The organism is Streptomyces sp. NPDC059852, from assembly GCF_042731455.1.
Classification (GTDB): domain Bacteria; phylum Actinomycetota; class Actinomycetes; order Streptomycetales; family Streptomycetaceae; genus Streptomyces.
The window spans coordinates 40,869-66,478 of record NZ_JBHWJK010000025.1 but is presented as its reverse complement, the minus strand read 5'-3'; the positions used below and the strand labels follow the sequence as shown (position 1 = coordinate 66,478).

24 protein-coding genes are annotated in these 25,610 nt (G+C 73.3%); 9 read left to right on the top strand and 15 right to left on the bottom strand.

Features of this window, described 5'->3' with window-relative positions; translation table 11 throughout:
- Positions 1–48 precede the first annotated feature (48 nt).
- The gene (locus tag ACFV46_RS27095) at positions 49–1,200 is read right to left on the bottom strand and encodes an acyl-CoA dehydrogenase family protein (RefSeq protein ID WP_385500122.1); all 1,152 of its coding nucleotides are present in this window, start codon (positions 1,198–1,200) and stop codon (positions 49–51) included.
- A gap of 66 nt (positions 1,201–1,266) precedes the next feature.
- Between ACFV46_RS27095 and ACFV46_RS27090 the strand changes: the two genes are divergently transcribed.
- From ACFV46_RS27090 to ACFV46_RS27080, 3 genes are all read left to right on the top strand, one after another.
- Positions 1,267–1,908 (top strand): TetR/AcrR family transcriptional regulator, encoded by a 642-nt coding sequence (locus tag ACFV46_RS27090; protein WP_361931809.1) that lies wholly within the window; start codon positions 1,267–1,269, stop codon positions 1,906–1,908.
- A 53-nt stretch (positions 1,909–1,961) separates the two neighbouring features.
- Positions 1,962–2,672 (top strand): ArsR/SmtB family transcription factor, encoded by a 711-nt coding sequence (locus ACFV46_RS27085; RefSeq protein ID WP_385500120.1) that lies wholly within the window; start codon positions 1,962–1,964, stop codon positions 2,670–2,672.
- 110 nt (positions 2,673–2,782) lie between these two features.
- A complete protein-coding gene (locus ACFV46_RS27080; RefSeq protein WP_385500118.1) occupies positions 2,783–3,733 on the top strand; it encodes a DMT family transporter in 951 nt (316 codons plus the stop codon).
- Positions 3,734–3,758: 25 nt separating this feature from the next.
- On the opposite strand, the gene ACFV46_RS27075 is transcribed toward ACFV46_RS27080, so the two are convergent.
- From ACFV46_RS27075 to ACFV46_RS27030, 10 genes are all read right to left on the bottom strand, one after another.
- Positions 3,759–4,841, bottom strand: a complete 1,083-nt coding sequence (locus ACFV46_RS27075) for a Zn-dependent alcohol dehydrogenase (RefSeq protein ID WP_385500117.1) — start codon at positions 4,839–4,841, stop codon at positions 3,759–3,761.
- 137 nt (positions 4,842–4,978) lie between these two features.
- Positions 4,979–6,367, bottom strand: coding sequence for an aldehyde dehydrogenase family protein (locus tag ACFV46_RS27070; protein ID WP_361931820.1), 1,389 nt, complete (start codon positions 6,365–6,367; stop codon positions 4,979–4,981).
- A 149-nt stretch (positions 6,368–6,516) separates the two neighbouring features.
- Positions 6,517–7,854, bottom strand: a complete 1,338-nt coding sequence (locus ACFV46_RS27065; protein WP_385500116.1) for an ABC transporter ATP-binding protein — start codon at positions 7,852–7,854, stop codon at positions 6,517–6,519.
- A gap of 152 nt (positions 7,855–8,006) precedes the next feature.
- The gene (locus ACFV46_RS27060; RefSeq protein ID WP_385500114.1) at positions 8,007–8,777 is read right to left on the bottom strand and encodes a class F sortase; all 771 of its coding nucleotides are present in this window, start codon (positions 8,775–8,777) and stop codon (positions 8,007–8,009) included.
- Positions 8,767–9,387 carry a hypothetical protein gene (locus ACFV46_RS27055; protein ID WP_361931829.1) on the bottom strand — a complete coding sequence of 207 codons (621 nt, stop codon included), beginning with the start codon at positions 9,385–9,387 and terminating at the stop codon, positions 8,767–8,769. The genes ACFV46_RS27060 and ACFV46_RS27055 overlap by 11 nt, the downstream gene beginning before the upstream one ends.
- Before the next feature lie 99 nt (positions 9,388–9,486).
- Positions 9,487–10,725, bottom strand: coding sequence for an MFS transporter (locus tag ACFV46_RS27050; RefSeq protein WP_385500112.1), 1,239 nt, complete (start codon positions 10,723–10,725; stop codon positions 9,487–9,489).
- 24 nt (positions 10,726–10,749) lie between these two features.
- Positions 10,750–12,174, bottom strand: coding sequence for a CitMHS family transporter (locus ACFV46_RS27045; RefSeq protein ID WP_376729681.1), 1,425 nt, complete (start codon positions 12,172–12,174; stop codon positions 10,750–10,752).
- A gap of 99 nt (positions 12,175–12,273) precedes the next feature.
- The gene (locus tag ACFV46_RS27040) at positions 12,274–14,526 is read right to left on the bottom strand and encodes a molybdopterin oxidoreductase family protein (protein WP_385500110.1); all 2,253 of its coding nucleotides are present in this window, start codon (positions 14,524–14,526) and stop codon (positions 12,274–12,276) included.
- A gap of 142 nt (positions 14,527–14,668) precedes the next feature.
- Entirely contained in the window at positions 14,669–15,271 is a 603-nt protein-coding gene (locus tag ACFV46_RS27035; RefSeq protein WP_385500107.1) for a TetR family transcriptional regulator, read from the bottom strand.
- A gap of 65 nt (positions 15,272–15,336) precedes the next feature.
- Positions 15,337–15,861 carry a hypothetical protein gene (locus ACFV46_RS27030; protein WP_376729679.1) on the bottom strand — a complete coding sequence of 175 codons (525 nt, stop codon included), beginning with the start codon at positions 15,859–15,861 and terminating at the stop codon, positions 15,337–15,339.
- A gap of 183 nt (positions 15,862–16,044) precedes the next feature.
- On the opposite strand from ACFV46_RS27030, the gene hmgA reads away from it, so the two are divergent.
- The 3 genes from hmgA to ACFV46_RS27015 are packed head-to-tail and all read left to right on the top strand — an operon-like array spanning position 16,045 to position 19,307.
- Positions 16,045–17,361: a homogentisate 1,2-dioxygenase gene (hmgA, locus tag ACFV46_RS27025; RefSeq protein WP_385500105.1), complete on the top strand. Its 1,317-nt coding sequence runs from the start codon at positions 16,045–16,047 to the stop codon at positions 17,359–17,361.
- 27 nt (positions 17,362–17,388) lie between these two features.
- Entirely contained in the window at positions 17,389–18,138 is a 750-nt protein-coding gene (locus ACFV46_RS27020; protein WP_361931850.1) for a GntR family transcriptional regulator, read from the top strand.
- Between the two features lie 26 nt (positions 18,139–18,164).
- The gene (locus ACFV46_RS27015) at positions 18,165–19,307 is read left to right on the top strand and encodes a type ISP restriction/modification enzyme (protein ID WP_385500103.1); all 1,143 of its coding nucleotides are present in this window, start codon (positions 18,165–18,167) and stop codon (positions 19,305–19,307) included.
- Positions 19,308–19,311: 4 nt separating this feature from the next.
- On the opposite strand, the gene ACFV46_RS27010 is transcribed toward ACFV46_RS27015, so the two are convergent.
- Positions 19,312–20,025 carry a TetR/AcrR family transcriptional regulator gene (locus tag ACFV46_RS27010; RefSeq protein ID WP_361931855.1) on the bottom strand — a complete coding sequence of 238 codons (714 nt, stop codon included), beginning with the start codon at positions 20,023–20,025 and terminating at the stop codon, positions 19,312–19,314.
- Between the two features lie 63 nt (positions 20,026–20,088).
- Here ACFV46_RS27010 and ACFV46_RS27005 point away from each other — a divergent pair, with 63 nt between their 5' ends.
- Together ACFV46_RS27005 and ACFV46_RS27000 are read left to right on the top strand one after the other, a co-directional pair.
- Positions 20,089–21,027 (top strand): ATP-binding cassette domain-containing protein, encoded by a 939-nt coding sequence (locus ACFV46_RS27005; protein WP_376729675.1) that lies wholly within the window; start codon positions 20,089–20,091, stop codon positions 21,025–21,027.
- Positions 21,024–21,806 carry an ABC transporter permease gene (locus ACFV46_RS27000; RefSeq protein WP_385500100.1) on the top strand — a complete coding sequence of 261 codons (783 nt, stop codon included), beginning with the start codon at positions 21,024–21,026 and terminating at the stop codon, positions 21,804–21,806. The genes ACFV46_RS27005 and ACFV46_RS27000 overlap by 4 nt, the downstream gene beginning before the upstream one ends.
- A 246-nt stretch (positions 21,807–22,052) precedes the next feature.
- Here the strand turns inward: ACFV46_RS27000 and ACFV46_RS26995 are convergent, their stop codons facing one another.
- From ACFV46_RS26995 to ACFV46_RS26985, 3 genes are all read right to left on the bottom strand, one after another.
- Complete coding sequence (locus ACFV46_RS26995) at positions 22,053–22,322, bottom strand: hypothetical protein (protein ID WP_151783248.1); 270 nt, start codon at positions 22,320–22,322, stop codon at positions 22,053–22,055.
- A 126-nt stretch (positions 22,323–22,448) separates the two neighbouring features.
- The gene (locus ACFV46_RS26990) at positions 22,449–23,261 is read right to left on the bottom strand and encodes an anti-sigma factor domain-containing protein (RefSeq protein ID WP_385500098.1); all 813 of its coding nucleotides are present in this window, start codon (positions 23,259–23,261) and stop codon (positions 22,449–22,451) included.
- Positions 23,258–23,800 (bottom strand): sigma-70 family RNA polymerase sigma factor, encoded by a 543-nt coding sequence (locus ACFV46_RS26985; protein ID WP_062670759.1) that lies wholly within the window; start codon positions 23,798–23,800, stop codon positions 23,258–23,260. Before ACFV46_RS26985 ends, ACFV46_RS26990 begins: the two co-directional genes overlap by 4 nt.
- A gap of 209 nt (positions 23,801–24,009) precedes the next feature.
- On the opposite strand from ACFV46_RS26985, the gene ACFV46_RS26980 reads away from it, so the two are divergent.
- Entirely contained in the window at positions 24,010–25,545 is a 1,536-nt protein-coding gene (locus ACFV46_RS26980) for a DUF4331 domain-containing protein (protein ID WP_385500096.1), read from the top strand.
- The last annotated feature ends 65 nt before the right edge of the window (positions 25,546–25,610 follow it).

The window sequence follows — 25,610 nt, the reverse complement described above, 5'->3', positions numbered from 1 at the left end:
GTATCCGTCGGGGTACTCAGCCGGTACTCAGAAACCCTCAGCCGGCGCTCAGAAGGCGGACACCCCGGTGAGCGCCCGGCCGATGACCAGCTTCTGGATCTGGCTGGTGCCCTCGTAGAGGGTCATCACCCGGGCGTCGCGCAGCAGCTTGCCCACCGGGTACTCGTCGATGTAGCCGTAACCGCCGAAGACCTGCAGGGCGTTGTTGGCGGCGCGGACGGCGGCCTCGGAGGCGAACAGCTTGGCCTTGGAGGACTCCACGGCGAACGGCAGCCCGCGGTCGATCAGGTCGGCGACCCGCCAGGTCAGCAGCCGGGCCGCGTCCACGTCCACGGCGATGTCGCTGATCAGCTCCTGGACCAGCTGGTGCCCGGCGATGGGCTTGCCGAACTGCTCGCGCTCCCCCGCGTAGCCCACGGCGGCGTCGAGCGCGGCCTGGGCGATGCCCACACAGCCCGCGGCGACCGACATCCGGCCCTTGGCCAGCGCCGACATGGCGACGGAGAAGCCCTTGCCCTCCTCCCCCACCCGCGCCGACGCGGGCACCCGCACCCCGTCGAGGACGAGTTCGGCGGTGGCCTGGCCGCGCAGGCCGAGCTTGCCGTGGACGGTACGGCGCGTCAGGCCGGGCGTGTCCGTGGGCACCAGGAAAGCGGAGACGCCCTGGTGGCCGGGCGCGTCCGTGGAGCGGGCGAAGAGCAGCACGACGTCGGCCCAGGTGCCGTTGGTGATGAACATCTTGGTGCCGGAGACGACGTAGTCGTCGCCGTCGCGTACGGCCCGGGTGGCGAGGCTGCCCGCGTCGGAGCCGGTGCCGGGCTCGGTGAGGCCGAAGCAGCCGACCAGCTCGCCCGCGGTGAGCCCGGGCAGCCAGCGCCGCTTCTGGTCCTCGCTCCCCCAGGCCGCGATCGTCTTGGCGACCAGGCCCAGCGAGACGGAGACGATGCCGCGCACGGACGAGTCGCCTCGGCCCAGCTCCTCGGTGACCAGGCAGTACGCGAGATGGTCGCCGCCCGAGCCGCCGTACTCCTCGTCGATGGTCAGGCCCAGGAAGCCCACCTCGCCGAGCTTCTTGACGATCGCGCGGTCCACCTCCTCGGCGCGGTCCCAGGCGACGGCGTGCGGGGCGATCTCACGGGCGACGAAGTCCCGGGCCAGCCGGCGGACGGCGGCCTGCTCCTCGCTGAGCTCCAGGTTCATGCGGCGGACACCTCACCATTAAACTAACACTGCTAGTTTCCATCGGGCAGCCCTACTATGTGCGCCATGGCCCGACCGCGCAAGCCCCTCCTCAGCTACGACCGGATCGTCGCGACGGCCCGCGAACTCGTGGACACGGAGGGCCTGGCGGCTCTCTCCACGCGCCGGCTCGCCGCCGAGCTGGGCGTCAGCGGTCCCTCCCTCTACAACCACTTCCGCACCAAGGACGAGATCCTGGAGGCGGTCGCCGACTCGGTGAGCGCCCAGGTCGATCTGTCGATGTTCGAGGACGGCCGCGACTGGCGGACCGCGCTGCACGACTGGGCCGTCTCCTACCGGGCGGCCCTGCGCGACCACCCCAACATCGTCCCGGTGCTGGCCCGGGGCCCCGGCCGCCGCCCGGCCGCGCTGCGGCTCGCGGACGCCGTCTACGGCGCGATGGTCGAGGCGGGCTGGCCCGCGTCGCAGGCCACCTCCATCGGCGCGCTGATGCGGTACTTCATCATGGGTTCGGCCCTCGGCTCCTTCGCGGGCGGCTTCGTGGACGACGCCAGCGCGTACGACCCCGCCGACTACCCCCACCTCGGCCAGGCCCACCTCCTCGCCGAGCAGCAGGAGAAAGTCGACGAGCGGGCCTTCGAGACGGGCCTCGCCGCCCTGCTGGACGGGCTGGCCCTGCAGTACGCGCGCCTGACCGCCCAGAACTGAGGCGGGGCACTCTTCGGCGCGGACCGAAACGTCCGTGCCCCATCCTGGGAGGCATGACCTCCAGGGAACCCCAGGCACCGCGGCTCGCCCGGCTGGCGGCGCTCATCGCCGACGAGACACGGGCGGCCTGTCTGCTGGCGCTGCTCGACGGGCGGGCCTGGACCGCCGGGGAGCTGGCCCGGCACGCCGGGGTCGCCCCGTCGACCCTGAGCGAGCACCTCGGCAAGCTCGTCGCGGGCGGGCTCCTCGCCGAGGAACGGCAGGGACGGCACCGGTACGTACGGCTGGCCGACGCGCGGACCGCACAACTGGTGGAGGACCTGGTGGCCCAGGTGAGCCGGGGCGCGCGGCCCGCGCCCCGGACCCTGCGGGAGGCCGGCGCGCACTCGGCGATGGCCCGCGCCCGCACCTGCTACGACCATCTCGCCGGGCGGCTCGGCATCACGCTCACCGACGCGCTGACCGGGCGCGGGCTGCTGCGCCAGGACACCGGGTTCGCCCTGACCGACGCGGGCGTCGGCTGGTTCGCCGCCGCCGGCATCCCGCTGGAGCGGACCGGCCGCCGCCCGCTGGCCCGCGCCTGCCTCGACTGGACCGAACGCCGGCCGCATCTCGCCGGGGTCGCGGGCGCCGCCCTGTGCCGGCACGCGCTGGACGCCGGGTGGTGCGTTCGGATCGGCTCGGAGCGGGCCGTGAAGGTGACCGCCGCCGGTGAGCGGGCCCTCCTCGACCTGCTCGGCGTCGAGGCGGCCTCCCTGTGCTGAGGGCCGCCGTCCGAAAACCGCTTTCCCCGGGCCCCGTTCCCGGTCCACGATCCCCCGGGCCCCGTTCACGGTCCACGGTCCCCACCCGACCCCTCCCCGACGCTCGGAGCATGATGACCTCCTCCCCCGCCTCTCCGTCCCGCCGTACCGCACTGCTGGCCGCGGGCGCCGCCACCGTCACCGTCGTGCTGTGGGCCTCGGCGTTCGTGTCGATCCGCCGCGCCGGCGAGGAGTACTCGCCGGGCGCGCTCGCGCTCGGACGGCTGCTCGTCGGCGCCGTGGTGCTGGGCGCCCTGTGCCTGATCCGGCGGGAGGGGCCGCCGCCCCGGGCGGCCTGGCCCGGTGTCGCGATATCGGGCCTTCTCTGGTTCGGCCTCTACAGCGTGGTGCTGAACTGGGGCGAGCAGGAGGTCGACGCCGGCACGGCGGCCCTCGTGGTGAACGTCGGGCCCCTGCTCATCGCCCTGCTGGGCGCCCGGCTGCTCGGGGACCCGATGCCGCCACGGCTGCTGGCCGGGATGGCGGTCTCCTTCGCCGGAGCGGTGACCGTGGGCGTGTCGATGTCCGGTGGGGGCGGCTCCTCGGTGCTGGGCGTGGGCCTGTGCCTGCTGGCCGCCGTCGGGTACGCGGGCGGGGTCGTGGCGCAGAAGCCCGCGCTGGGTCACGCGAGCGCCCTGCAGGTGACGACGTACGGGTGCCTGGTGGGCGCCGTGCTGTGCCTGCCGTTCGCCGGCCGGCTGGTCACGGACGTGGCGCACGCCTCCCTGCCGGCCACGCTCCACATGGTCTACCTGGGGGTGTTCTCGCTCGCGCTGGCCTTCACCACCTGGGCGTACGCCCTGGCCCGCACGACCGCCAGCCGGATGGGCGCGACGACCTACGCGGTGCCCGCGCTGGTGGTGCTGATGTCGTGGCTGGCGCTGGACGAGGTGCCGGGGCTGTTCACGCTGGCGGGCGGAGGGCTGTGCCTGGCGGGTGTCGCCGTGTCGCGGTCGGGCGCGCGGTCCGCCCGGGTGGTGGCGAAGGCGCCGCGCACCGGGCGGACCCACGAGTCGCTGTGACCGGGGACCTGACCACCGGGACCGGTCAGAAGACGACCAGGGCGCGGCCTCCCTTGCCGGCGAGCATGTTCTCGAAGGCGGCCGGGATGCCGTCCAGGGCGATCCGCTCCGTCACCAGGGCGCCGAGGTCGAGGCGGCCCTCCCGGACGTGCGCGGCGAGGACGGGCACGTCCCGCGCCGGGTCGGAGTTGCCGTAGACGCAGCCGGCCAGGGTGCGGCCCCAGTGGAAGATCTCCAGGGCGTTGAAGGTGACCTGCTGGTCCTTGCCGCCGATGCCGACGACCGTGGTGCGGCCGCCGCGCCGGGTGGAGTCCCAGGCGGCGCGGATCGTGGCGGCGCGGCCCACGCACTCCACGGAGACGTCCACGCCCTGTCTACCGGTCAGGCCCCGGATCTCCCGGGCGGTGTTGTCGGAGGCGACGACGTAGTCGGTGGCGCCCGCCGCGCGCGCCAGCTCCTCCTTCGCCGGGGAGACGTCGACGGCCACGATCCGTCCGGCGCCCGCGATGCGGGCCGACTGGAGCGCGGCCAGGCCCACCCCGCCGACGCCGAACACGGCGACGCTCTCGCCGGCCCGGACCCGCGCCGCGTGGTGCACGGCGCCGTAGCCGGTGAGGACGGCGCAGCCCAGCAGGGCGGCGTCGGTGAGCGGCACACCGTCCGGCAGCGGCAGGACGCAGTTCACCGGGACGACGGTCTCCTCGGCGAACGCCGCCACGTTGAGGCCGGGGTGGAGCTCGGTGCCGTCGCTGGTGCGGGCGTGGACGTTCGCGGCGCCGTTGAGCGCGTTGGCGCACAGCCAGACCTCGCCGAGGCCACAGGCGTGACAACTCCCGCAGGAGGGGGCCCAGTTCAGGACGACCCGGTCGCCGGGCGCGACGCCCGCCACCCCCTCGCCGACGGCGACGACGGTGCCCGCGCCCTCGTGGCCGAGCACGGCGGGGACGGGGACGCGCATCGTCCCGTCGGACAGGGACAGGTCGGAGTGGCAGACGCCGGCGGCGGCGAGCCGGACGCGGACCTGACCGGGTCCGGGGTCGGGCAGGACGATCTCGGTGACCTCGAGCGGGGCCCCGACGGCGGGCAGGACGGCGGCGCGGACGGCCATGACGGACGACTCCTCGGTGCGCTAAGGACGGGTGGCGGGGCCTCAGAACTGCTGGACCTCGGAACTGCGGGACCTCAGAACTGTTGGACCTCGGACTGCGGGGCCTCAGAACTGTTGGACCTCGGAACTGCGGGGCCTCAGAACTGCAGGGACTTGGTCTGGAGGTACTCGGCGAGGCCGTGTGCGCCGAGTTCCCGGCCGACGCCCGACTGCTTGTAGCCGCCGAAGGGGGCCAGCGGGTTGAAACGGCCCCCGTTGATGTCGACCTGACCGGTGTCCATACGGCGGGCGAACGCCACCGCCCGGGCCTCGTCCGCGGCCCACACGGCGCCGGCGAGACCGTAGACGGTCCCGTTGGCGATCCGCAGGGCGTCCTCCTCGTCCTCGTACCGCAGGATCGACAGGACCGGCCCGAAGATCTCCTCCTGAGCGATCGTCATGTCGGGAGCGACGTCGGCGAAGACGGTCGGGCTGACGAAGTAGCCCTTCTCGCGCGGCGCTTGCGGGCCGCCCGCCACCAGCCGGGCCCCTTCGGCGACGCCCTTCTCGATGTAGCCGAGCACCCGCTCCTGCTGCCGGGCGCTGACCACGGGGCCGATGCGCTCGCCGTACTTCGCGGCGGCCTGCGCGGCCAGCTCGACCGCCTCGTCGTACTGGTCGCGGTGGACCAGCATGCGGGTCCAGGCGCTGCAGGTCTGGCCGGAGTTGGACATCACGTTGGCGACCCCGACGTTGACCGCCTTGGCCAGGTCGGCGCCCGGCAGGACGACGTTGGCGGACTTGCCGCCCAGCTCCAGGGCGACCTTCTTGACGGCGGCGCCCGCCACCGACGCGATCCGCCGCCCGACGGCCGTGGAGCCGGTGAAGGAGACCAGATCGACGCCCGGGTGCTCGGCGAGGGCCTGCCCGGCGACCGGGCCGAGCCCGGTGACCAGGTTGAAGACACCCGCGGGGACCCCAGCCTCGTGCACCGCCTCGGCGAACAGCTGGGCGACCAGCGGGGTGTTCTCGGCGGGCTTCACGACGATCGTGCAGCCGGCGGCCAGCGCCGGGGCGGCCTTGGCGACGATCTGGTGGAGCGGGTAGTTCCAGGGCGTGATGGCGCCGACCACGCCGATCGGCTCGTGGTACACGGTCGAGTTGCCGACCTTCTCCTCGAACGCGTACGTGCCCGCGAGCTCCGCGTACGAGCCGGCCACCGCGATCGGCACGGCCGCGTGGACGGCCTGGGAGAACTTCAGCGGGGCGCCGAGCTCGGCCGTCACCGTCGTGGCGATCTCGTCCCGGCGGGCGTCGAGGACGTCCCGCAGCGCGGTCAGCCGGGCGGCGCGCTCGGCGGGCGGGGTGGCGGCCCAGCCCGGCAGCGCGGCCCGGGCGGCCCGTACGGCAGCGTCGACGTCGGCGGCGGTGCCGGCCGGGACCGTGCCGAGGACCTGCTCGTCGGCCGGGTTCACCACCTCGATGACGTCCTGGCCCGCGGCGGGGCGCCAGGCTCCGTCGATGTACATGCCGTCGTGTGCCTTCATGGCGGTTCCTCCCGGGGCGGGCCGTCGACCGGCCGCCGCCGCGTTCGTCGTTCCGGCTGGGGTCATCCGGTTCATAAACTAGCGGCGATAGTTTTAGCGCGCCAGGGACCCCCGGGGATCGGCCTGATCCGGGACCCACCCTCGCCCGGTCACTCCTCCAGGTCGGGCAGCCGCGCCGGGGCGGGGCAGATCCGGTCGCCGTGCTGATCGAAGACGAACAGGTGGGCGATGTCCACGAGCAGCGGCACCTGCATCCCGTGCCGCAGCGCGAGATCGGGGGTGGTGCGCACGATGAGATCGCCCGGAAGGCGCCCCTCGGGCGGTGCCGGCTCCTCGGCCGGGCCGTCGGGTTCCTCCACGGTCACCACCGGACCGGCCCGCAGGGTGTCCACCCGGCCGCGCAGCCGCTCCAGCACGGTGCCGCCCTCCCGGCGGCGCCGCCGGTTCGGCGGGGCGGGGCGCGGCGCCTCCAGGTCGGGGACGACGGCGGGGCGGGAACCGGTGTTGAAGTGGACGAGCATCTCGTGCCCCTGGAACTCCACATGTTCGACCAGGCCCGTGATGTGCGTCTCGCCGGGACGGGCGGTCGCCCGGTCGCCGATCCGCACGGCCTCGGAGCGCAGGCCCACGATGACCTCGCGGCCCTGCTGGACCCGGAGCAACTGGTGGTCCAGGCTGAGGGGTTCGGGCAGCCGCAGGAACTGCTTGCCGAGGCTGATGGTCATGGCGCCGTCGAGGGGGGCGCGCACGACGCCGCGCAGCAGGTTGATGCGCGGGGTGCCGATGAAGGCGGCGACGAAGACGTTGCGGGGCAGGGCGTACACCGTGCGCGGGGTGCCGACCTGCTGGAGGACGCCGCCGCGCAGGACGGCCACGCGGTCGCCGAGCGACATGGCCTCGGACTGGTCGTGGGTGACGTAGACCGTGGTGACGCCGAGCGTGCGGGTCAGGCCCGATATCTCGGCGCGCAAGTGGTTGCGGAGTTTGGCGTCCAGGTTGGACAGCGGCTCGTCCATCAGGAACGCGGTGGGGCGGCGGGCGATGGCGCGGCCCATGGCGACGCGCTGGCGCTCCCCGCCGGAGAGCTGGCCGGGGAACCGGTCGAGCAGTTCCTCGATGCCGAGCATCCGGGCGGTGGCCTCGACCCGCGGCCGGGGGTCGGCGCCGGGCGCCTCGATGCGCAGCGGGAAGCCGATGTTGTCGCGGCTGGTCATGCTCGGGTAGAGCGCGAAGTTCTGGAAGACCATGGCCATCCGGCGGTCCGCGGGCAGCAGGTCGTTGGCGTGCTCGCCGTCCAGGAGCAGTTCGCCGTCGTCGATCTCCTCCAGGCCGGCGATCATGCGGAGCACGGTGGACTTGCCGCAGCCGGAGGGCCCGAGGAGGACGAGGAACTCACCGGGCCGGATGTCCAGCGACAGCCGGTCGACGACGCGGGCGCCCCGCGTGTACGACTTGCTCACGGCGTGCAGAGAGATGGCGCGTGTCATGGCGGCTGCCCCCGGCGGCTCACTGGTTCGCCTCGTGCGGGTCGTACGGGGCGTGTGAGTCACGGAAGTTAACGGAATGTGTGCGGCCGGGGGAAGGGAACGGGCGGGATCGGGCGGCGCGGTCCACCACGTGAGAAAGCGGACGCTCCCGTTCAGCCCTTGCGCGCGGGTTCGCGGGTGCCCGTGAGATGCGCGAAGACGACCACGTTGCCCGAGTAGCCGGTCCTGCGGTCGTAGGTGCCGCCGCAGGTGATGAGCCGCAGCTCGGGGCGGTTGCGCGTGCCGTACACCAGCCGGTTGGGGAACTTGTCCTTCTCGTACGCCTTGATGGCGTCGACCGTGTAGACGGCGGTACGCCCGTCGGCGCGCCGGACCTCCACCCGCTTGCCGCGCTTGAGCTCGCCGAGGCCGCCGAAGACGGCGGGGCCGGTGTTGGTGTCCAGGTGCCCCACGGCGACGGCGGTGCCGGGCTCCCCGGGGGACGGCCCGTCCGTGTACCAGCCGGCCAGTTCGGGCTTGTCCTCGGGCGGTGTGGTCAGCCGGCGCTCGCTGTCCAGGCCCAGGTCCATGAGGTCGGCGTCCACGCCGATGTAGGGGATGACGATACGGGTCGCCCGGGAGCGGGGCAGCGTGCGGGGCGCCACGGACGTACGGGCCGGACGCGGGGCCGGGGTCGCGGCGGTGGTCCGGGGGCGTGCGGAGGGGGGCGGGGCGGGGGTGGTGGCGGGGCCGGCGACACCGGGGCGCGCGTCACCGGCCTCGACGGCCCGGGGCGCCGGAGCCGGCGCGGCGGTGCCGGCTCCGTGGCCCTCCCGGTGGACGATGCGGTTGCCGGCCATCACCAGGACGACGGTGAGGACCGCCGTCCTGGCCAGCCGGTAGGCGCGCCTGCGGTACCAGGGCCGGCGCCTTCTACGCGCCATGCGAACGGCGACGGAGCCGGAACCACATCACCCCGCCCACGGCGGTCAGGCCGACGGCGGCGGCGCCGGCGACCGTGGTGAAGGCCTGGTCACGGGCGATCCCGCCACCGCCGGCGGCCGGTCCGCCCTGCGGGGCGGGCGAGGGGGTCGACATGGAGGCCCGGCAGTCGACGGTGAAGGTCTTGTCCCGGTTGGGGGCGGTGGCGCCCGTGAACTCCCAGGTCAGCCGGTACTGGCCGTCCGGCAGCGTCAGGTCCTCGCTGTGCCCGACGCCCGTCCTCGCATCGATGCTGACGGTGCCGTTGAGCGTGGCCCCGCTCGGGACCGCCGGCTGGGGCACGATGTTCCAGGTCACCGTGCCGACCCCCGCGAAGTTCGCGAGGTCGAGGTAGAAGCGGCAGACCCTGGGCTCGTCGATGGCGTCGCCGTAGTCCGTGCGCCGGACCCCGTCCCACGGCGCCGTGTGGATCTTGACGGTGCCGTTGTCCCCGGGGGCCATCGGAGCGACGGCACCGGCGGACGGCAGCCCGGTGAGCGGGCTCAGCGCGGCGGTGAGCGCCGTGACGGCGGCGATGCGCGCGGCTCGGCGTCGAAGAGGCGTGGTGGGCATGCGAGTCCTCCGAGTCAGACGATTTTCGTACAAATCGCTCGTCTCTGACTCTCTTTCACATCTGCCGTCAAGATCGTGGAAGCAGGGCCTTACGGCCCATCAGATACCACTCTTTCGACGCAATACGGCCTTCGGCCCGCGTCGCGCGCCGCCGTCCCCCGCCTCCCCGGACGGCCGCGCGGGTGAGCGCAGCGCCGTCCCCGCCGAGACCAGCAGCAGCGCGCCGAGCATCACGAACGGCGCCGCCACCCCGGCCAGTCCCGCCACCAGGCCCGCCGACGCCGGGGCGGCGACCTGCCCGAGGCGGTTGCCGGTCAGCCGCAGCGCGAGGGCGGTGGAGCGGGCGCCCTCGGGGGCCGCCTGGACGACCGTCGTCATGGACAGCGGCTGGCCGACGCCCAGGCAGAAGCCGAGCACCGTCAGCATCGCCGCGAGCGCCCACACCGGCACCGGCAGCGCCACGCCCGCGCACAGCAGGCCGCCGAACAGACAGGTGACCGTCAGCAGCGCCGTGCGGCCGAGGAGCCGCAGCAGGGGCGTGAGGACCAGACGGCAGGCGATGGTCGCCGCGGCGCGCAGGCTGAGCAGCACCCCGATCACGGAGGGTGCGATGCCCCGGTGCTCGCCGACCACCGGGAGGTAGGCGGTGAGGACGTCGGTGGCGGAGAGCACGGAGAGGCTGACGAGGATGCCGGCGGGGACGCCGCGGGAGCGCAGGATGCGCCGGACGGGCACACGGTCGCCGGGCGCCTTCCGGGACTCGGCGGCCGTACGGCTCTCTATGCGCCACAGCGAGGAGAGCGCGACCGCGCATCCGGCGCCCGCCACCAGCAGGGCGAGCGCGCTGCCGTGCGCCCGGTCCGGGCCGCCGATCAGCGCGCCCGCCGCGATCGGCCCGACGAGCTGGCCGAGCGAGGCGCCGATGGTGAAGTGCCCGAAGTTGCGGTCCTGTTCGTGCGGGGCGGACTGCCGGGCGACGAGGGACTGCGCGCCGATGACGAAGCAGAGGTGCCCGAGGCCCATCACCCCGCTCCAGACGGCCATCGCCCCCAGCGAGCCGGCCAGGCCGCTCAGCGCGCAGCCGCCGGAGATCAGCACGACGCCGACGGGCAGCAGCGGGGCGCAGCGCCCGTGGTCGGTGCGGCGGCCCAGGGGGACCGCCGCGAACAGCGGGAGCAGGGCGTACACCCCCGCGATCACGCCGACCGCCCGCTCGTCGGCGCCGAGCGCGAGGGCCCGGTAGGAGACGGCGGGCCGGGCCATCGACACCGCCCCCTGCGCGAAGCTGAAGGCGATGACGAGGCGGAGCAGCCAGCTGCGGTTCCCACCGGGCGCCATGAGCGAATTCCTCCGTGGAGCGGGTCAGACGGTGCCGAAGAGGACGCCCGCCGCGAGGACGACGAGGCAGGTGAGCGCGGCCCACTTGACCACGAACCGGGTGTGGTCGCCGAACTCGACCTTGGCCATGCCGACGAGGACGTAGACGGCCGGGACGAGCGGGCTCGACATGTGCAGCGGCTGGCCGACCAGGGAGGCGCGGGCCATCTCCAGCGGGGTGACGCCGTGGGCGGCGCCGGCCTCGGCGAGGACGGGCAGGACGCCGAAGTAGAAGCCGTCGTTGGACATGAAGTAGGTGAGCGGGAGGCTCAGCACGCCGGTGACCAGCGCCATGTGCGGTCCCATGCCCTCGGGGATGACGTCCACCATCCATGTGGCCATGTGGTCGACCATGCCGGTGCCCTGGAGGACCCCGGTGAACACGGCGGCGGCGAAGACCATGCCGGAGACGTTGAGGACGTTGTCGGCGTGGGCAGCCAGGCGGGCCTTCTGGTCCGGGATGTGCGGGAAATTCACGGAGAGCGCGAGCGCGGCGCCGAGCAGGAACAGCACCGGGATGGGCAGCAGCTCCATGATCATCGCGGTGAGCAGGGCGACCGTGAGCAGCGCGTTGAACCAGTACAGGCGGGGGCGCAGGGTGGGCCGGTCCGGGTCGAGCGCGGCGAAGCGCTCGTCGTCGGCATCCTCGGAACCCCCAGCGGCCGTCGGGGAGTCGGCCGTAACGGAACCGGTGCCGCCCGCGCCCACGAGGACCGTCTCCGGCTCCTTCTCCGTCACCAGGACCTCGTCCGGGGCGAGCATGCCGAGGCGCCTGCGCTCGCGCACCCCGAGGACGTACGACAGGACGAGGACGGCCAGCAGGCCGACGGCGAGGGCCGGGATCATCGGGACGAAGACATCGCCGGCGTCGACCTTGAGCGCGGTGGCGGCGCGGGCGGTCGGGCCGCCCCAAGGCAGCGTGTTCATCACGCCGTTGGCCATCGCGGCGACGCCGGTCATCACGACGAGGCTCATCTTCAGGCGCTTGTACAGCGGGTACATCGCCGAGACCGTGATCATGAAGGTGGTCGAGCCGTCGCCGTCGAGGGAGACGACCGCGGCGAGGACCGCCGTGCCGACGACGATGCGCATCGGGTCGGCCTTGCAGAACCGCAGGATGCCCCGCACGATCGGGTCGAACAGGCCGACGTCGATCATCACCCCGAAGTAGACGATCGCGAACATGAGCATCGCCGCGGTGGGCGCGAGGCCGGTGACGCCGTCGATGACGTAGTCGCCGAGCTTCGCGCCCTTTCCGACGAAGACGCAGAACGCGGCCGGGATCAGCACGAGTGCCGCGATCGGGGACATCTTCTTCATCATGATCAGGACCAGGAAGGTCGCGATCATGGCGAAGCCGAGAAGGGTCAGCATGAGTGGATACCTAACGTTCGCCCTTGAACGACCCACCAGGGCCGGCGGTGCGTTGGACGTTAGGTCCCGCCGAACAGCCTTAACAAGACGTTGACATGCGAGCAATAAGCGCAGAACTCCAGGTCAGAGCTTTGCTCAGGTCAGCGCGCTGATCGTTTCGGCCACCGGTGACACCTCGACGGGCACGCCGTTGAGCACCGCGTTGCCGGACAGCGGGTCGAGCGCGCGGCCGTCGAGGAGCTGGTTGACGTTGACTCCGGGGTCGCCTGAGGCGTGGCCGAGCCGGGTGCCGGGGCGGTCGTGGCCCCAGCCGTGCGGCAGGCTCACCACGCCGGGGCGCACGGCGTCGGTGACCTCGGCGGGCGCGGTCACCTCTCCCCCGGCGCCCTTGAGGCGTACGGGTGCCCCGTCGCGGACGCCGAGGCGTTCGGCGTCGTCGGGGTGGATGTGCAGGGTGCAGCGGTTGGAACCGCCGGTGAGGGCGGGCACGTTGTGCATCCAGCTGTTGTTGGAGCGCAGATGCCGGCGGCCGACCAGGACGAGCCCGTCGGGGCGCTCGCGCAGGGCCGCCCTGAGCCGGGGCAGGTCGCCCGCGAGGGGGCCGGGCAGCAGCTCCACCTTGCCGCTGGCGGTCTTCAGCGGCTGCGGCAGCCGGGAGGCGAGAGGCCCGAGGTCGATGCCGTGCGGGTGCGCGAGGAGCCGGTCGAGGGTGAGCCCGTCCGGGCGGGCGCCGAAGCCGTCACCGTAGGGGCCGAGGCGCAGCATCATGTCGAGGCGCCGCTCGGGACCGCTGACGCCCGTGAGCCGGTCGGCGAGTTCGCGCGGGTCGCGGCCGTGGACCGGGGAGTGCGGTTCGGTGACGGCCTTGCCGAGGGTCTGCCCGATCACCATGTCGTCCACGGCGGAGGGGTCGGTGCCGTGCAGGCCGGTCGCGGCCAGGACGAGCCTGGCCATGATCTCGGTCTCGGCCATGCGGCCCGGCTCGAGCGGGACCGCGGGCCGGGTGTAGCGGACCTGGTTGCGTACGGCGAGGGTGTTGAAGGCGAAGTCGTGGTGCGGGCTCTGCGACGGCGGGGGCGGCGGGAGGACCACGTGCGCGTGCCGGGAGGTCTCGTTGAGGTAGGGGTCCACGCTGACCATGAACTCCAGGGAGTCCAGCGCCTTGTCGAGGCGGTCGCCGTCGGGCGCGGAGAGCACGGGGTTGGCGGCGACGGCGATCAGGGCGCGGACGGGCGTGCCCTCGTCGGTGACGGTGTCGATCTCCTCGGCGAGCGCGGACAGCGGCAGTTCGCCCTTGGCCTCGGGGTGGCCGCTCACCCGGGAGCGCCAGCGTCCGAGCGCGAAGCCGTGGCCGGGTCCGGCGGGGCGGGGCGTGCGGTCGGTGGCGGCCTGCGGGAAGAGGGCGCCGCCGGGGCGGTCGAGGTTGCCGGTGAGAAGGGTGCAGACGTCCACGAGCCAGCTGGCCAGGGTGCCGTGCGGGACGGTGCAGCTGCCGATGCGCCCGTAGACGGCGGCGGTGGGGGCGGCGGCGAGCTCCCGGGCGAGGGTCCGGATGGTCCCGGCGTCCACGTCGCACGCCCCGGCGGCGGCCTCGGGGGTGAAGTCCCGCAGCGCCTCCCGGAGTTCGTCGAGGCCCTGGAGGTGCGGGGTGAGGTCCCCCGGGTCGGCGAGGTCCTCCTCGAACAGGGTGTGCGCGATGGCCGCGAGGAGCAGCGCGTCCGTGCCGGGCCGGATGGCGATGTGCCGGTCGGCGAGCCGGGCGGTGCGGGTGCGGCGCGGGTCGACGACGGTGAGGGTGCCGCCGCGGGCCTTGAGGGCCTTCAGCCGGCCGGGGAAGTCGGGGGCGGTGCACAGACTGCCGTTGGACTCCAGCGGGTTGGCCCCGATCAGCAGCAGGTGCGCGGTGTGGTCGAGGTCCGGGACGGGGATCGCGTTGGCGTCGCCGTAGAGGAGTCCGCTGGAGACGTGCTTGGGCATCTGGTCGGCCGTGGAGGCGGTGAACAGGCTGCGGGTGCGCAGGCCGGCGATGAGGACCGGCGGGTAGAGGGCGCCGGCCATGGTGTGCACGTTGGGGTTGCCGAGCACGATCCCCACGGCGTCCGGTCCGTCCCGGTCGACGACCGCGCGCAGGCCGGCGGCCACGGCGTCGAAGGCCTCCTCCCAGGTGGCCTCGCGCAGGACACCGTCCCGGCGCACGAGCGGGGTGCGCAGCCGGTCGGGGTCGGCGTCGACGGCGCCGAAGGCGGCGCCCTTGGGGCAGATGAACCCCTTGCTGAAGACGTCGTCGCGGTCGCCGCGGGCGCCGGTGACCTCGGTCCCCTCGATGGTGAGCGTCAGGCCGCAGGTGGCCTCGCACAGGGGGCAGATGCGCAGTGCGGTGCGGGACACGGGTCCTCCCGGGGTGGGTGACGGCGGCGGTGCGCGCCGCCGTGCGCCGAGCATACCGACCGGTACGCATGGTGGGGAGCCCCCGGGCGGGGCATCGGTCGCCGGTCCAACGGTGGCGAGCCCTGAGCCCGGGCGGCAGCCCTCAGTCCAGGACGCGGCCGAGATACGCCCCCAGCAGCTCCCGCGCCTCCTGGAGGATCCGCTCGTCGCCCTCCGGTGCCATCCGGAAGGCGAGGTGGACGAGGGTGTCGGCGGTCTCCACGGCGACGAGGAAGGTCCGGCGCAGGTCGTCGTCCGGTTCCTGGCCGAGGTGGCCGGCGAGCAGGTCGGTGAGCCGGTCGGCGACGCGGCGGTTGGGCTCGCCCCGGGTGCCGACCGGGATCTGGTTGCCGAAGTCGACGAGGGAGAACCCGGGCGCGGTGCGCTTCATGGCCACGTACTCGTCCAGGAGGGCGTCCAGCGCGCCCTGCCAGCCTCCGCCGGTTTCCTTCAGGCGCTCGGTGACGCGGGCGCTGTAGCGCTCCAGGTTGCGCGCGGCCAGGGCGTCGGCCATCTGGCGTTTGTTGCCGAAGAACCGGTAGACCGAGCCGATGGGGACGCCCGCGCGCTGGGCGACGGCCCGGGTGCTCAGGTCGTCGTAGCCGACCTCGTCGAGGAGGTCGGCGCAGGCGTCCAGGATCCTGGTGAGCCGTTCGGCGCTGCGCCGCTGCACGGGCGCCCGGCGGAGCGATGCGGGATGGGGCACGCCCACATGATGCCCCTCGGCCGCGCCCCGGTGAACATCGGCCCCCGGGCGCCCGGAGCACCCCGTCACGGGGCCGGACTGCCCGTCGCCTCCGCCTCGGAGGCGGTGATGTCGGCCGTCCGCTCGACGGGCTCGTCGCCCACCGCCCACACCGTGCCGTCGTCGGCGTAGAGGCGGACGGTGACCTGATGGGTGCCGCGCGGGACGAGGGAGGCGGGGATGCGGTACCGGTCGGTGCGCAACTCGGTGACGAGGCGGCCGTCCACGAGGAGGTGGGCCATGCCCCGCCCGGCGGTGGGCTCCGCGCCCGTGCCCGCGGGCGAGAAACGGAAGTTCCGGAGGGTCAGCCGGACGTCCCAGTCGCCGGCGCGGGCCGGGTCGGGCTGCACCTCGATGCCGACGCCGGGTGCGTCCTTCTCCTCGACCTCGCGGTAGTGCCGGCCCTCGCCGTCCGTGTCGTCCAGGACCTTGCCGACGGGCGAGGAGGCGATGCCGTCCTGCCCTCCGGGCGTGCCGGAGCCGCAGGCGGCCGATCCGGCCAGCAGGAGGGCGGCCACGAGGGCCGCGGAAAGGGACCGTGTCCACGACATGCCCGGAGACTAGAACACGGGTCTGACAGCCGGGATCCCCCTTGAGTCGGGTCCGTGTCCGCCTCGCGGAGTAGGGGGGCGGGCTCCCGGCGGATCCTTACGGACGAGTCGGGCCGATCTCTTGCGCACGGCGAACCGCAATCCTACGGTGAAGCATAGGAATCGGATCGCGAGGGAGCGAGCATGAGCGGGGACGCGCGGAAGACCGCCGAGGGCCTGTCCTATCTGTCCGGGTTCGGCAACGAGCACAGCTCGGAGGCGGTGCCGGGCGCCCTCCCGGAGGGCCGCAACTCCCCCCAGCGCGCCCCGCTGGGCCTGTACGCGGAGCAGCTGAGCGGTTCGGCGTTCACGGAGCCGCGGGCGCACAACCGCCGCTCGTGGCTCTACCGCGTCCGCCCCTCCGCCCAGCACCCGGCGTTCACCCGCACCGGCAACGGCGCGCTCCGCACGGCGCCCTTCACCGAGACGGTGCCGGACCCGAACCGGCTGCGCTGGAACCCGCTGCCCGAGCCGGCGCCCGGCACCGACTTCCTGGCCGGGCTGTGGACGCTCGGCGGCAACGGCGACGCCACCCAGCGCGCCGGGATGGCCGTGCACCTCTACCACGCCAACGCCTCGATGGACCGGATCTTCAGCGATGCCGACGGCGAGCTGCTGATCGTCCCGGAGCGCGGCGGGCTGCTGCTGCGCACCGAGTTCGGACTGCTGCATGTGGAACCGGGACACATCGCGCTGATCCCTCGTGGGGTGCGCTTCCGTGTGGAGCTGCTGGACGACTCCGCGCGGGGTTATGTGTGCGAGAACTATGGCACGCCGTTCCGGCTGCCCGACCTGGGCCCGATCGGCGCCAACGGCCTCGCGAACGCCAGGGACTTCAAGGCGCCGGTGGCCGCCTACGAGGACACCGAGGGCCCGGTGGAGGTGGTGAACAAGTTCTGCGGGAACCTGTGGACCGCCACCTACGACCACTCCCCCCTCGACGTGGTCGCCTGGCACGGCAACCATGTGCCGTACGTCTACGACCTGCGCCGTTTCAATGTGATCGGCACCATCTCCTACGACCACCCCGACCCGTCGATCTTCACGGTGCTGACGTCCCCGTCGGACACCCCCGGGCTCGCGGGCGTCGACTTCGTGGTCTTCGCGCCGCGCTGGCTGGTCGGCGAGGACACCTTCCGGCCGCCGTACTTCCACCGGAACGTGATGAGCGAGTACATGGGACTCGTCGAGGGCGCCTACGACGCCAAGGCGGAGGGCTTCGTGCCCGGCGGCGGCTCGCTGCACAACATGATGTCCGCGCACGGCCCGGACCGGGAGACGTTCGACCGCGCGAGCGCCGCCGAGCTGAAGCCGCAGAAGATCGACGACGGTCTCGCGTTCATGTTCGAGACCCGCTGGCCGGTGACGCTCACCCCCCAGGCGGCCGGCGCCGAGCACCTGCAGCGACGGTACGACGACGTCTGGGACGGCCTGGAGCGGCACTTCCGTCCGTTGCGCTGACCGATCCGCGGAAGGTACGGATAGCCCGTGACCCCCTTCGCCCCGGACTCCATCGTCCTGAACCGCAAACTGCCGCTCTGGTACCAGGTGTCGCAGTCGCTGCGCGCCTCCATACTGGGCCGCCGGCCGCAGGACCCGTTGCGCCTGCCCACCGAGGAGCAGCTCGCGGAGCACTACGGCGTGAGCGTGCTGACGATGCGCCAGGCCCTGAAGGAGCTGGAGGACGAGGGGCTGATCACGCGGCACCGGCGGCGCGGCACCTTCATCGAGCCGGACGCCCGCCGTGGCGCACCGGTGCGGCTGCTCGGCTCGGTGGACGCGATCGTGGCCCAGCAGTCCGGCATGACGGCCGAACTGCTGGACCACGGCCCGGCCCCGGTGCCCGCCGAGGTCGCCGAGCACTTCCCGGACCTCGACGAGGTGGCGACGTACCACCGGCTGCGCAGCGACGGGACGACGGGCGAGCCGACCAACCACGCCCGCAACTACGTCCGCCCCGAACTCGCCGCGCGCATCGACCCGGACGACCTGCTGCGCTGGCCGATGACCAAGGTGCTGCGGGACGTCGTCGGGGCGGACATCAGCCGCATCACGGACACCGTGGAGGCCCGGCTCGCCGACCCGGAGACGGCGAGGCTGCTCCAGGTCCCGCTGCTGAGCCCGATCCTGCACTACACCGGCCTCACCTACGACGCGGGCGGCCGGGTGCTGGACGCGGCGGTCATCCACTACCGCGGCGACCGCTTCTCCTTCACGGTGACCCTGGAGGCCACCTGACCCCCGGGCGGCCTCCAGGCCGTACGATGCCGGGCGTGACGCACGACGACGCTCCGCCGCTGGCGGACCTCATGCCGTGGTCCGTCGCACCGCCGCGGCTCGGCCGGGGCTGGCCGGCGGGCCCCGACGCGGCGTCCCTGAAGGCCCGTTGGGACGCGTTCGTGAAGGCCGAGGGTGCCGACCGGGAGGCCCTGCTGGAGCCGACCCGCTCGCGCACCCTGCACTCGGCGGCCGCGCAGCTGCCCGGTCAGGCGACCGGCACCGGGAAGCTGCTGCGGGCCGGTGGCCCCTGTCCGGAGCCGGTGCGTGTCCTGGCCGCCCCGTTCGACGAGCAGTGGCTCATCCCCGACCACCGGCTGATCGACGCGGCCCGGCCGGAGCTGTGGCGGGTGGCGGACGACCGGCAGGTCTTCGTCGTGGAGACACCGGAGTCCGGGCTGCTGGCGACCTCGCTGCTCCCGCTGGTCCGGCCGGGCCGCGTCCGCCCCCTCTACCGGCGCCCGCACGGCACCGAACCCAATCTGGCGCCGGGCCTGCCGCAGTACCTCGAAGGCCGCCTGGGTGTCCCGGTCGAGCCGTTCGACGTGCTCGCCTGGACGTTCGCGGCCGTCCGCCCGGACCTGCGGGTGCCGCTCACCGACGACCCCGGGCTGTGGGCGCGGGGTGTGCGGGCGGGCCGGCGGCTCCTGTGGCTGATGCGCCGCGACGGCGACCGCCCCAAGCTGCCCGGCGGGCGCCGCCCGTACGTCCGCGCCCCCCTGCCGCCTCGGCCGCCGGCCCTGGAGTACGACCGCGCCGAGGAGGTCCTGTCGCTCGGCGAGGGCCGTGTCTCGCCCGTACCGGCGTCCGCCTGGGACTTCACGGTGGGCGGGGAGCGCGTGCTGGAGCAGTGGTTCGCGGCGCGTACGGCCGCCCCGGAACCGGGCACGCTGGCCGCGATCCGCCCGGCGGCCTGGCCGCGGGAGTGGACCTCGGAGCTGCTGGAACTCATCACGGTCCTGGCCCTGCTGGCGGAGTCCGAGCCGTTGGGCGACGACCTGGAGTCCACGGTCACGGCGGCGGATCTGCGGGCGGCCGGGGTGCTGCCGGTCCCGCACGCGGCGCGCCGGCCGGCGTCGGTGCTGGAGGGGCAGGAGGAGGGCCCGGAGGGTCAGCTCGCGCTGATCTGAGCCGTCAGCGGTCGGGGTCGAAGGCGTCCAGCACTCGCTCCAGGGCCCGCCGGAACACCCCCTCCAGGTCGATCGGGCCACTGCTCTCCATGAAGGCGGCGGCGAGCCTCGGGTAGGCGCCGGTGGCGACCTGGCCGCCCAGATAGGCGATGCGGACCGCGTTCTCCTCCTCTTCGGACCACGGCATGGAGCGGGTGCGCTCGGATGTGGCGATCTCGTTCGCCGTGTAGGTCGTCACGACGCCGTTGAGGAGCGCGACCAGCTCCATCTTCTCGCTGTAGGGGGCGTCGAGCGGCTCCAGGCAGTCCAGGCAGTGCTCCAGGTAGCGCAGGCTGTTGGGGCTGAAGCCGTACACCCCGGACATCAGCCGGGGCGCCCAGGTGTGCCGGTGCATGATCGCGCGGGTCTCCAGCGCGTTGCGGATCATGTCGGCCCGCCAGTCGCCCGAGGGCGGTCGGATCTCGTGCTCGGCGCCGATGGCGTCGATCATCAGCTCGTACAGGTCCTCCTTGCGGGGGACGTAGTTGTAGAGCGACATCGTGCCGCAGCCGAGTTCCGCCGCCACATGCCGCATGGAGACGGCGTCGAGCCCGCCGTCGTCGGCGATGCGCACCGCCGCCGCCGCGATGTCCGCGCGGGTGAACGCGGGCCGGGGGCCGCGTCCCGTCCGCTCGGGTCGCGCCCAGATCACGCTCGGTACGGACGCCTTGCCGGCCATGGATCATCACCTCGGCCTCCATCCTAGTTACGTACACCGTACGTAGTGCGCTATGGTCGGGCCATGACTTCTACGTACGCTGTACTTAGTGAAGGTCTGCGCAAACGGTTCGGAGAGGTGGAGGCCCTGCGTGGGCTCGATCTCGCCGTCGCGCGCGGCACGGTCTGCGGCCTCCTCGGGCCGAACGGCGCCGGCAAGACCACCGCCGTACGGCTGCTCGCCACGCTGCTGCGGCCGGACGCCGGTTCCGCCCGGGTCGCCGGGCACGACCTGCTCCGGGATCCGGCGGCCGTGCGCCGCCACATCGGGGTCACCGGCCAGTACGCCAGCGTCGACGGAGATCTGACCGGCCGCCAGAACCTCCGGCTGTTCGCCCGGCTGCACCGGGTGCGCGGTCCGGCGGAGCGGGCCGACGAACTCCTGGGCCGCTTCGGGCTGACCGAGGCCGCCGACCGGCCCGCGTCCACCTACTCCGGCGGGATGCGCCGCCGCCTCGACCTCGCGGCGAGCCTCGTCCGCCGGCCCGACGTGCTCTTCCTGGACGAGCCGACGACCGGGCTCGATCCGGCGAGCCGGGGCCGCGTCCGGGAGGCGGTGCGGGAGCTGGCCGCGGACGGCACGGCCGTCCTGCTGACCACGCAGTATCTGGAGGAGGCCGATCAACTCGCCGACGACATCGCGCTGATGGACCGGGGGCGGATCGCGCACACGGGTTCTCCGGCGCAGTTCAAGGCGGTCCTGGGCACGCACGTCGAGGTGGTGGTCGGCGACGTGGACACGATGGTGGACGCCGCCGCCGTGCTGGACCGGCTGACCGGCGCCGAGCCCTCGCTCGACCCCGAGCGGCGGGCCGTGGGCGCGCTCACCCGGGACGGCACCCTCACCCTCCCCCGCCTCGTCCGGGAACTCGACGCGGCGGGCGTGCCCCTGGTGGACGCGAGCCTGCGGCCGCCGACCCTGGACGACGTCTTCCTTCGCCTGACCGAGGAGCGTGCGGCATGAGCGCACTGGTGTACGACGGCGGCGCGATGCTGGGCCGGCAGCTGCGGCGGGTCCGGAACAATCCGGGGCTGCTGATCCTCACCCAGACGATGCCGATCAGCATGCTGCTGTTCTTCGGGTACGTCTTCGGCAGCGCCCTCGCCATGCCCGGCGAGCGGTACCGGTCCTTCCTGCTGCCGGGTCTGCTGGTGGCGACCGCCGCGAACGGGATCATGACCGGCATGTTCCAGGCGGCGCAGGACACGCATCGCGGTGTGACGGACCGGTTCCGGACGCTGCCGATGAGCCGGGCGGCGGCCCCGCTCGGGCAGGCGGTCGCGGACCTGGTGGTGACGGCGCTGGGGACGGTGCCGCTGCTGCTGACGGGGCTCGCGGTGGGCTGGCGGATCGAGGGGTCCGCGCTCGGAGCCGCAGGCGCGCTGGGGCTGCTGCTGCTGTTCCGGTTCGCGATGACATGGGTCGGGGTGTTCCTGGGGCTGCTCACCGGCAGCGAGGAGGCCGCGGGGCAGCTGGGCGGGGCGACGTTCCTGCTGCCGCTGCTGTCCAACGCCTACATCCCGGCCGACGGGCTGCCGGGGTGGCTGCGCACGGTCGCCGAGTGGAACCCGATCAGCGCGGTCACGACGGCACTGCGGGACCTGTTCGGGAACGCGCCGGTGCCGGACGGGGCGGCCTGGCCGGTCGCGCACCCGGTCGCCGGTTCACTGGCCTGGTGCGCGGTGCTGCTCGGGGTGTTCGTGCCGCTGGCGGTGCGCCGGTACGCGCGCGGCGCGGGCTGAGGGGTCCGGCGGGGAGCACGGCGAAGGTCCCGTCGCCCTCCGTGGCGGGGCCGGGCCGTGACACGGGGAGGACGGGGGCCGGGAGCGCGGGAGTGGATTCCGGGGGAACTGCCCGCACCCGGGTGGCACTCCGGGACGCCACCGCGGTGCCGTGGGGATGACGGCGGCGACAGCGCGGCGGCACCGGGACGGAGGGGCCGGCCGGGTACGGGCCTGAAGACGTCGCTCGGCGGTGACCCGTGCGGGTCAGTGTCCGCCGAACAGCGAGCGACGGAGCCTGCGCAGTGGGGCGAAGAGCGAGACGCGGCGTACGCGCGCGGTCCGGTCACTGCGCTCGTGCACGGTGTCCCGCGTGGTCAGCTCACGCATCAGTGACGTCGCCTCGGCCGCCTCCCGCTGGGGCACGGCGGGACCCGCCAGCACCGAGAGATGGCGGTCGAGGCGCGAACTGGTCGCGCTGCTCCCGCAGGTGATCGCAGGGACCCTGGCCCTGCTGCGCACTGTTATCTGATCCATGTCACTCCCCACCCGTACGAGTCCACCCGGCCCGGGCAGGTTAACCCTATCGTCCCGGTGGAGCACGCGTGTATCGCGGTCACAGGATTCACCTTCCCCGTAAGGGTGTTGACGACCCGTAGGCGATTACTCTCCGAATCCGACCGATTTCAGGGCGAGTTGGACAATGGGCTGGCTGGTCGGTTGCGGAGATCCTCCGCCGGGCTCGACGGTCACGGCGAGTGACGTCGACGAGGTGTCCAGACCGGACGCGATCAGGGGCGTGTCGCGGTCGAAGAGCCCGAGGGAGCGCGGTTGCGCGCCGGGGCGCATGAGCCAGAGCTGATGCACCCGGCCGCCGGGGGGTTGTCCGTATCCGCTCAGAGTGACGACCGCGCGCCCCTCCGATGCGGAGGCCACGACTCCGATCCGCCGGCCCTTCGCGTCCTCGCCGGTGCTCGCGCGGGCGTCGGGCGCGCCCAGAACGTTAGCGATCTCACTCGCCCGGGCCCGCTGCGCGGCCAGATCGTCCCGCGCCTCGTTCGCCTGGACGGCGAACAGGGAGGCGACGACGAGTGCCGCGGCGGCGGTGGCGGTGGCGAACGGCACGAACAGCGGGCGCCGGACCGAACGGCCGCGCGGCGGTGGCTGGTTGCCCCACACATGCGGCGGCAACTGGGGCGACCGTGCGCGGGCCGGCGCCCCGGCGCCCTCCTGCGGCAGGGTCCGTACGGCGGACAGCACCCGCTCGCGCAGGGCGGCCGGCGGGGGCGCGGCCGTCGACCAGGCCAGCCGGACGGCGTCCTCGGTGAGCGCGCGCACCTCGGCGGCGCAGATCTCACACGTGCTCAGATGCTTCTCGAAACGCCGCCGTTCGGCCCGCTCCAGGGCGTCCAGGGCGTAGGGGGCGGCGAGGGAGTGCAGGTCCTCGCGCCTCAGCAGGCGGGCGACGAAGCTCACGCGACTCCTCCCAGGCACTTGCGCAGCTGGGTGAGTCCGTCGCGCATCCGGGTCTTGACCGTGCCCAGCGGCAGGGACAGCCGCTCGGCGACCTCACGGTAGGTGTAGCCGTCGTAGTAGGCCAGGGTGACGGACTGGCGCTGCAGGGCGGTGAGGCGTTCGAGGCAGCGGCGCACCCACTCGCGCTCCAGCCCGGCCTCGACCTCCTCGGCGACATGGTCGAAGGCGGGCTGTCCGGAGCGCAGGGCCTCGCGCTGCTCGCGCTCGCCTGCGGCGCGGGCGCTGCGCACCCGGTCGACGGCGCGGCGGTGGGCGAGGGTGAGGACCCAGGACAGGGCGCTGCCCCGCCGCGGGTCGAACCGCGCGGCCGACCGCCACAGTTCGAGCAGCACCTCCTGAGCCACCTCCTCCGACTGGGCGGGATCGCGCACGACCCGCCGTACGAGTCCGTAGACCGGTCCGGACACGAGCCCGTACAGGTCTTCGAACGCCTTCTGGTCACCGCCCGCCACGAGCACCAGCAGCTCGTCCGCGTCCAACTCGTCTCCCCCTCCAGCCAGACCGCATCTCGGCCGTCCCGTCCTACGAGGTCTTCGCAACAGACACACCTCCGGATGGGGTTACGGATCGAGAAGCCGAAAAAGCGGGTCCGAAGAGCACGGAAATTCTTTTGGGGATCGACCAATCCGGCCCCGCCCCCACTCCGAATCCCGGTGCGTCAGGCAAGTTGGCACTGAGGACGGACGGCATGACACCTACTTCCAGGAGCGGGGCGGGACGCAGGGGACTCGCGACCCTCGTATGCGGTGCGTTGGCCGCCGGCGGGCTCGCAGCCGCCGGTGTGACCGCGCTGGAACCGGGGGCGGCCTCCGCCTCCAGCCACCGCGAGGCCCCGCTGATCTCGGGGACACCGCAGTACGACAACACGGACGTGTACGCGTTCGTCAGCCCGGACAAGCCGGACACGACGACGATCGTGGCGAACTGGATCCCGTTCGAGGAGCCCGCGGGCGGACCGAACTTCTTCCCGTTCGCCGAGGACGCCCAGTACGACATCCACATCGACAACAACGGGGACGCGCAGGGCGAGCTGCTCTACCGCTTCACCTTCGACACGCACACGAAGAACAAGAAGACGTTCCTCTACAACACGGGACCCGTCGAGAGCCTCGACGACCCCGACCTCAACATCACGCAGACGTACGACGTCGAGCTGCTGAAGCTGAAGGACCAGCACCTGGTCTCGAAGACGAAGATCGCCAACGACGTCCCCGTGGCGCCGTCGAACGTCGGCAAGGCGTCGATGCCGGACTACGCGAAGCTGCGCGAGGAGGCCGTGCACGAACTGCACGGCGGCACCTCGTCGTTCGCGGGCCAGGCCGACGACCCGTTCTTCCTGGACCTGCGGGTCTTCGACCTGCTGTACGGCGGGAACCTCTCCGAGGTCGGCAACGACACCCTCAAGGGCTACAACGTCAACTCCATAGCCCTGCAGGTCCCGAACCACATGCTCACCGAGTCGGCGGACCAGCCGATCGTCGGCATCTGGTCGACGACCCAGCGCAAGAACGCCAAGGGGTACTACGAGCAGGTCTCGCGCCTGGGCAGCCCGCTGGTCAACGAGGTCGTCAACCCGCTGAAGGACAAGGACCGGTTCAACGCGTCCTCGCCCTGGGAGGACGCGAAGTTCCTGAAGAACGTCACCAACCCGGAACTGCCGAAGCTCATCGAGGCGATCTACAAGATCCCGGCGCCCGCCGAGCCGCGCAACGACCTGGTGGACGTCTTCCTCAAGGGCGTGAAGGGCCTCAACCAGCCGCCGCACGTGACGCCGTCGGAGATGCTGCGCCTGAACACGTCGATCAAGCCGACCGACAAGCCCAAGCGGCTCGGCGTGCTCGACGGCGACAACGCGGGCTTCCCGAACGGCCGCCGGCTCACCGACGACGTGATCGACGCCTCCCTCCAGGTCGTCGAGGGCGAACTGCTGGGCTCCAAGAACGACCTGGGTGACGCGGTCGACAAGAACGACAAGCACTTCGAGAAGTCCTTCCCGTACGTGGCCCTGCCGACGGAGGGCTCGCGCGGACCGCTCGCCAAGGGCACGGACGGCGAGACCGACGTCCGCAGCCAGCTCGGTGACGCGCTCCAGCCGGCCGGGGCGTCCGGCGGTATGGAGAACACGGCGCTGATCGCCGGATCGGCGGGCGCCGGCGCCCTGGGCATCCTGCTGATCGGCGGCGCCCTGCTGTGGTGGCGCCGGATGCGGGACCGGGCGTACTAGCCGGCCGCCGATCGTCGACCCGGCGCGGCCCGCGGACCCATCCCCCACGGCGCGGGCCGCGCCGC

Bases quoted from the DNA above. Each gene is read 5' to 3' on its own strand.
- ACFV46_RS26995 (WP_151783248.1), bottom strand. From the start codon at position 22,322: ATGGATCAGATAACAGTGCGCAGCAGGGCCAGGGTCCCTGCGATCACC.
- ACFV46_RS27090 (WP_361931809.1), top strand. From the start codon at position 1,267: ATGGCCCGACCGCGCAAGCCCCTCCTCAGCTACGACCGGATCGTCGCG.
- ACFV46_RS27065 (WP_385500116.1), bottom strand. From the start codon at position 7,854: ATGACACGCGCCATCTCTCTGCACGCCGTGAGCAAGTCGTACACGCGG.
- ACFV46_RS27030 (WP_376729679.1), bottom strand. From the start codon at position 15,861: ATGTCGTGGACACGGTCCCTTTCCGCGGCCCTCGTGGCCGCCCTCCTG.
- ACFV46_RS27005 (WP_376729675.1), top strand. From the start codon at position 20,089: ATGACTTCTACGTACGCTGTACTTAGTGAAGGTCTGCGCAAACGGTTC.
- ACFV46_RS27060 (WP_385500114.1), bottom strand. From the start codon at position 8,777: ATGGCGCGTAGAAGGCGCCGGCCCTGGTACCGCAGGCGCGCCTACCGG.
- ACFV46_RS27085 (WP_385500120.1), top strand. From the start codon at position 1,962: ATGACCTCCAGGGAACCCCAGGCACCGCGGCTCGCCCGGCTGGCGGCG.
- ACFV46_RS27075 (WP_385500117.1), bottom strand. From the start codon at position 4,841: ATGGCCGTCCGCGCCGCCGTCCTGCCCGCCGTCGGGGCCCCGCTCGAG.
- ACFV46_RS27010 (WP_361931855.1), bottom strand. From the start codon at position 20,025: ATGGCCGGCAAGGCGTCCGTACCGAGCGTGATCTGGGCGCGACCCGAG.
- ACFV46_RS27050 (WP_385500112.1), bottom strand. From the start codon at position 10,725: ATGGCGCCCGGTGGGAACCGCAGCTGGCTGCTCCGCCTCGTCATCGCC.
- ACFV46_RS27000 (WP_385500100.1), top strand. From the start codon at position 21,024: ATGAGCGCACTGGTGTACGACGGCGGCGCGATGCTGGGCCGGCAGCTG.
- ACFV46_RS26980 (WP_385500096.1), top strand. From the start codon at position 24,010: ATGACACCTACTTCCAGGAGCGGGGCGGGACGCAGGGGACTCGCGACC.
- ACFV46_RS27015 (WP_385500103.1), top strand. From the start codon at position 18,165: ATGCCGGGCGTGACGCACGACGACGCTCCGCCGCTGGCGGACCTCATG.
- ACFV46_RS27055 (WP_361931829.1), bottom strand. From the start codon at position 9,387: ATGCCCACCACGCCTCTTCGACGCCGAGCCGCGCGCATCGCCGCCGTC.
- ACFV46_RS27095 (WP_385500122.1), bottom strand. From the start codon at position 1,200: ATGAACCTGGAGCTCAGCGAGGAGCAGGCCGCCGTCCGCCGGCTGGCC.
- ACFV46_RS27080 (WP_385500118.1), top strand. From the start codon at position 2,783: ATGATGACCTCCTCCCCCGCCTCTCCGTCCCGCCGTACCGCACTGCTG.
- hmgA (WP_385500105.1), top strand. From the start codon at position 16,045: ATGAGCGGGGACGCGCGGAAGACCGCCGAGGGCCTGTCCTATCTGTCC.
- ACFV46_RS27070 (WP_361931820.1), bottom strand. From the start codon at position 6,367: ATGAAGGCACACGACGGCATGTACATCGACGGAGCCTGGCGCCCCGCC.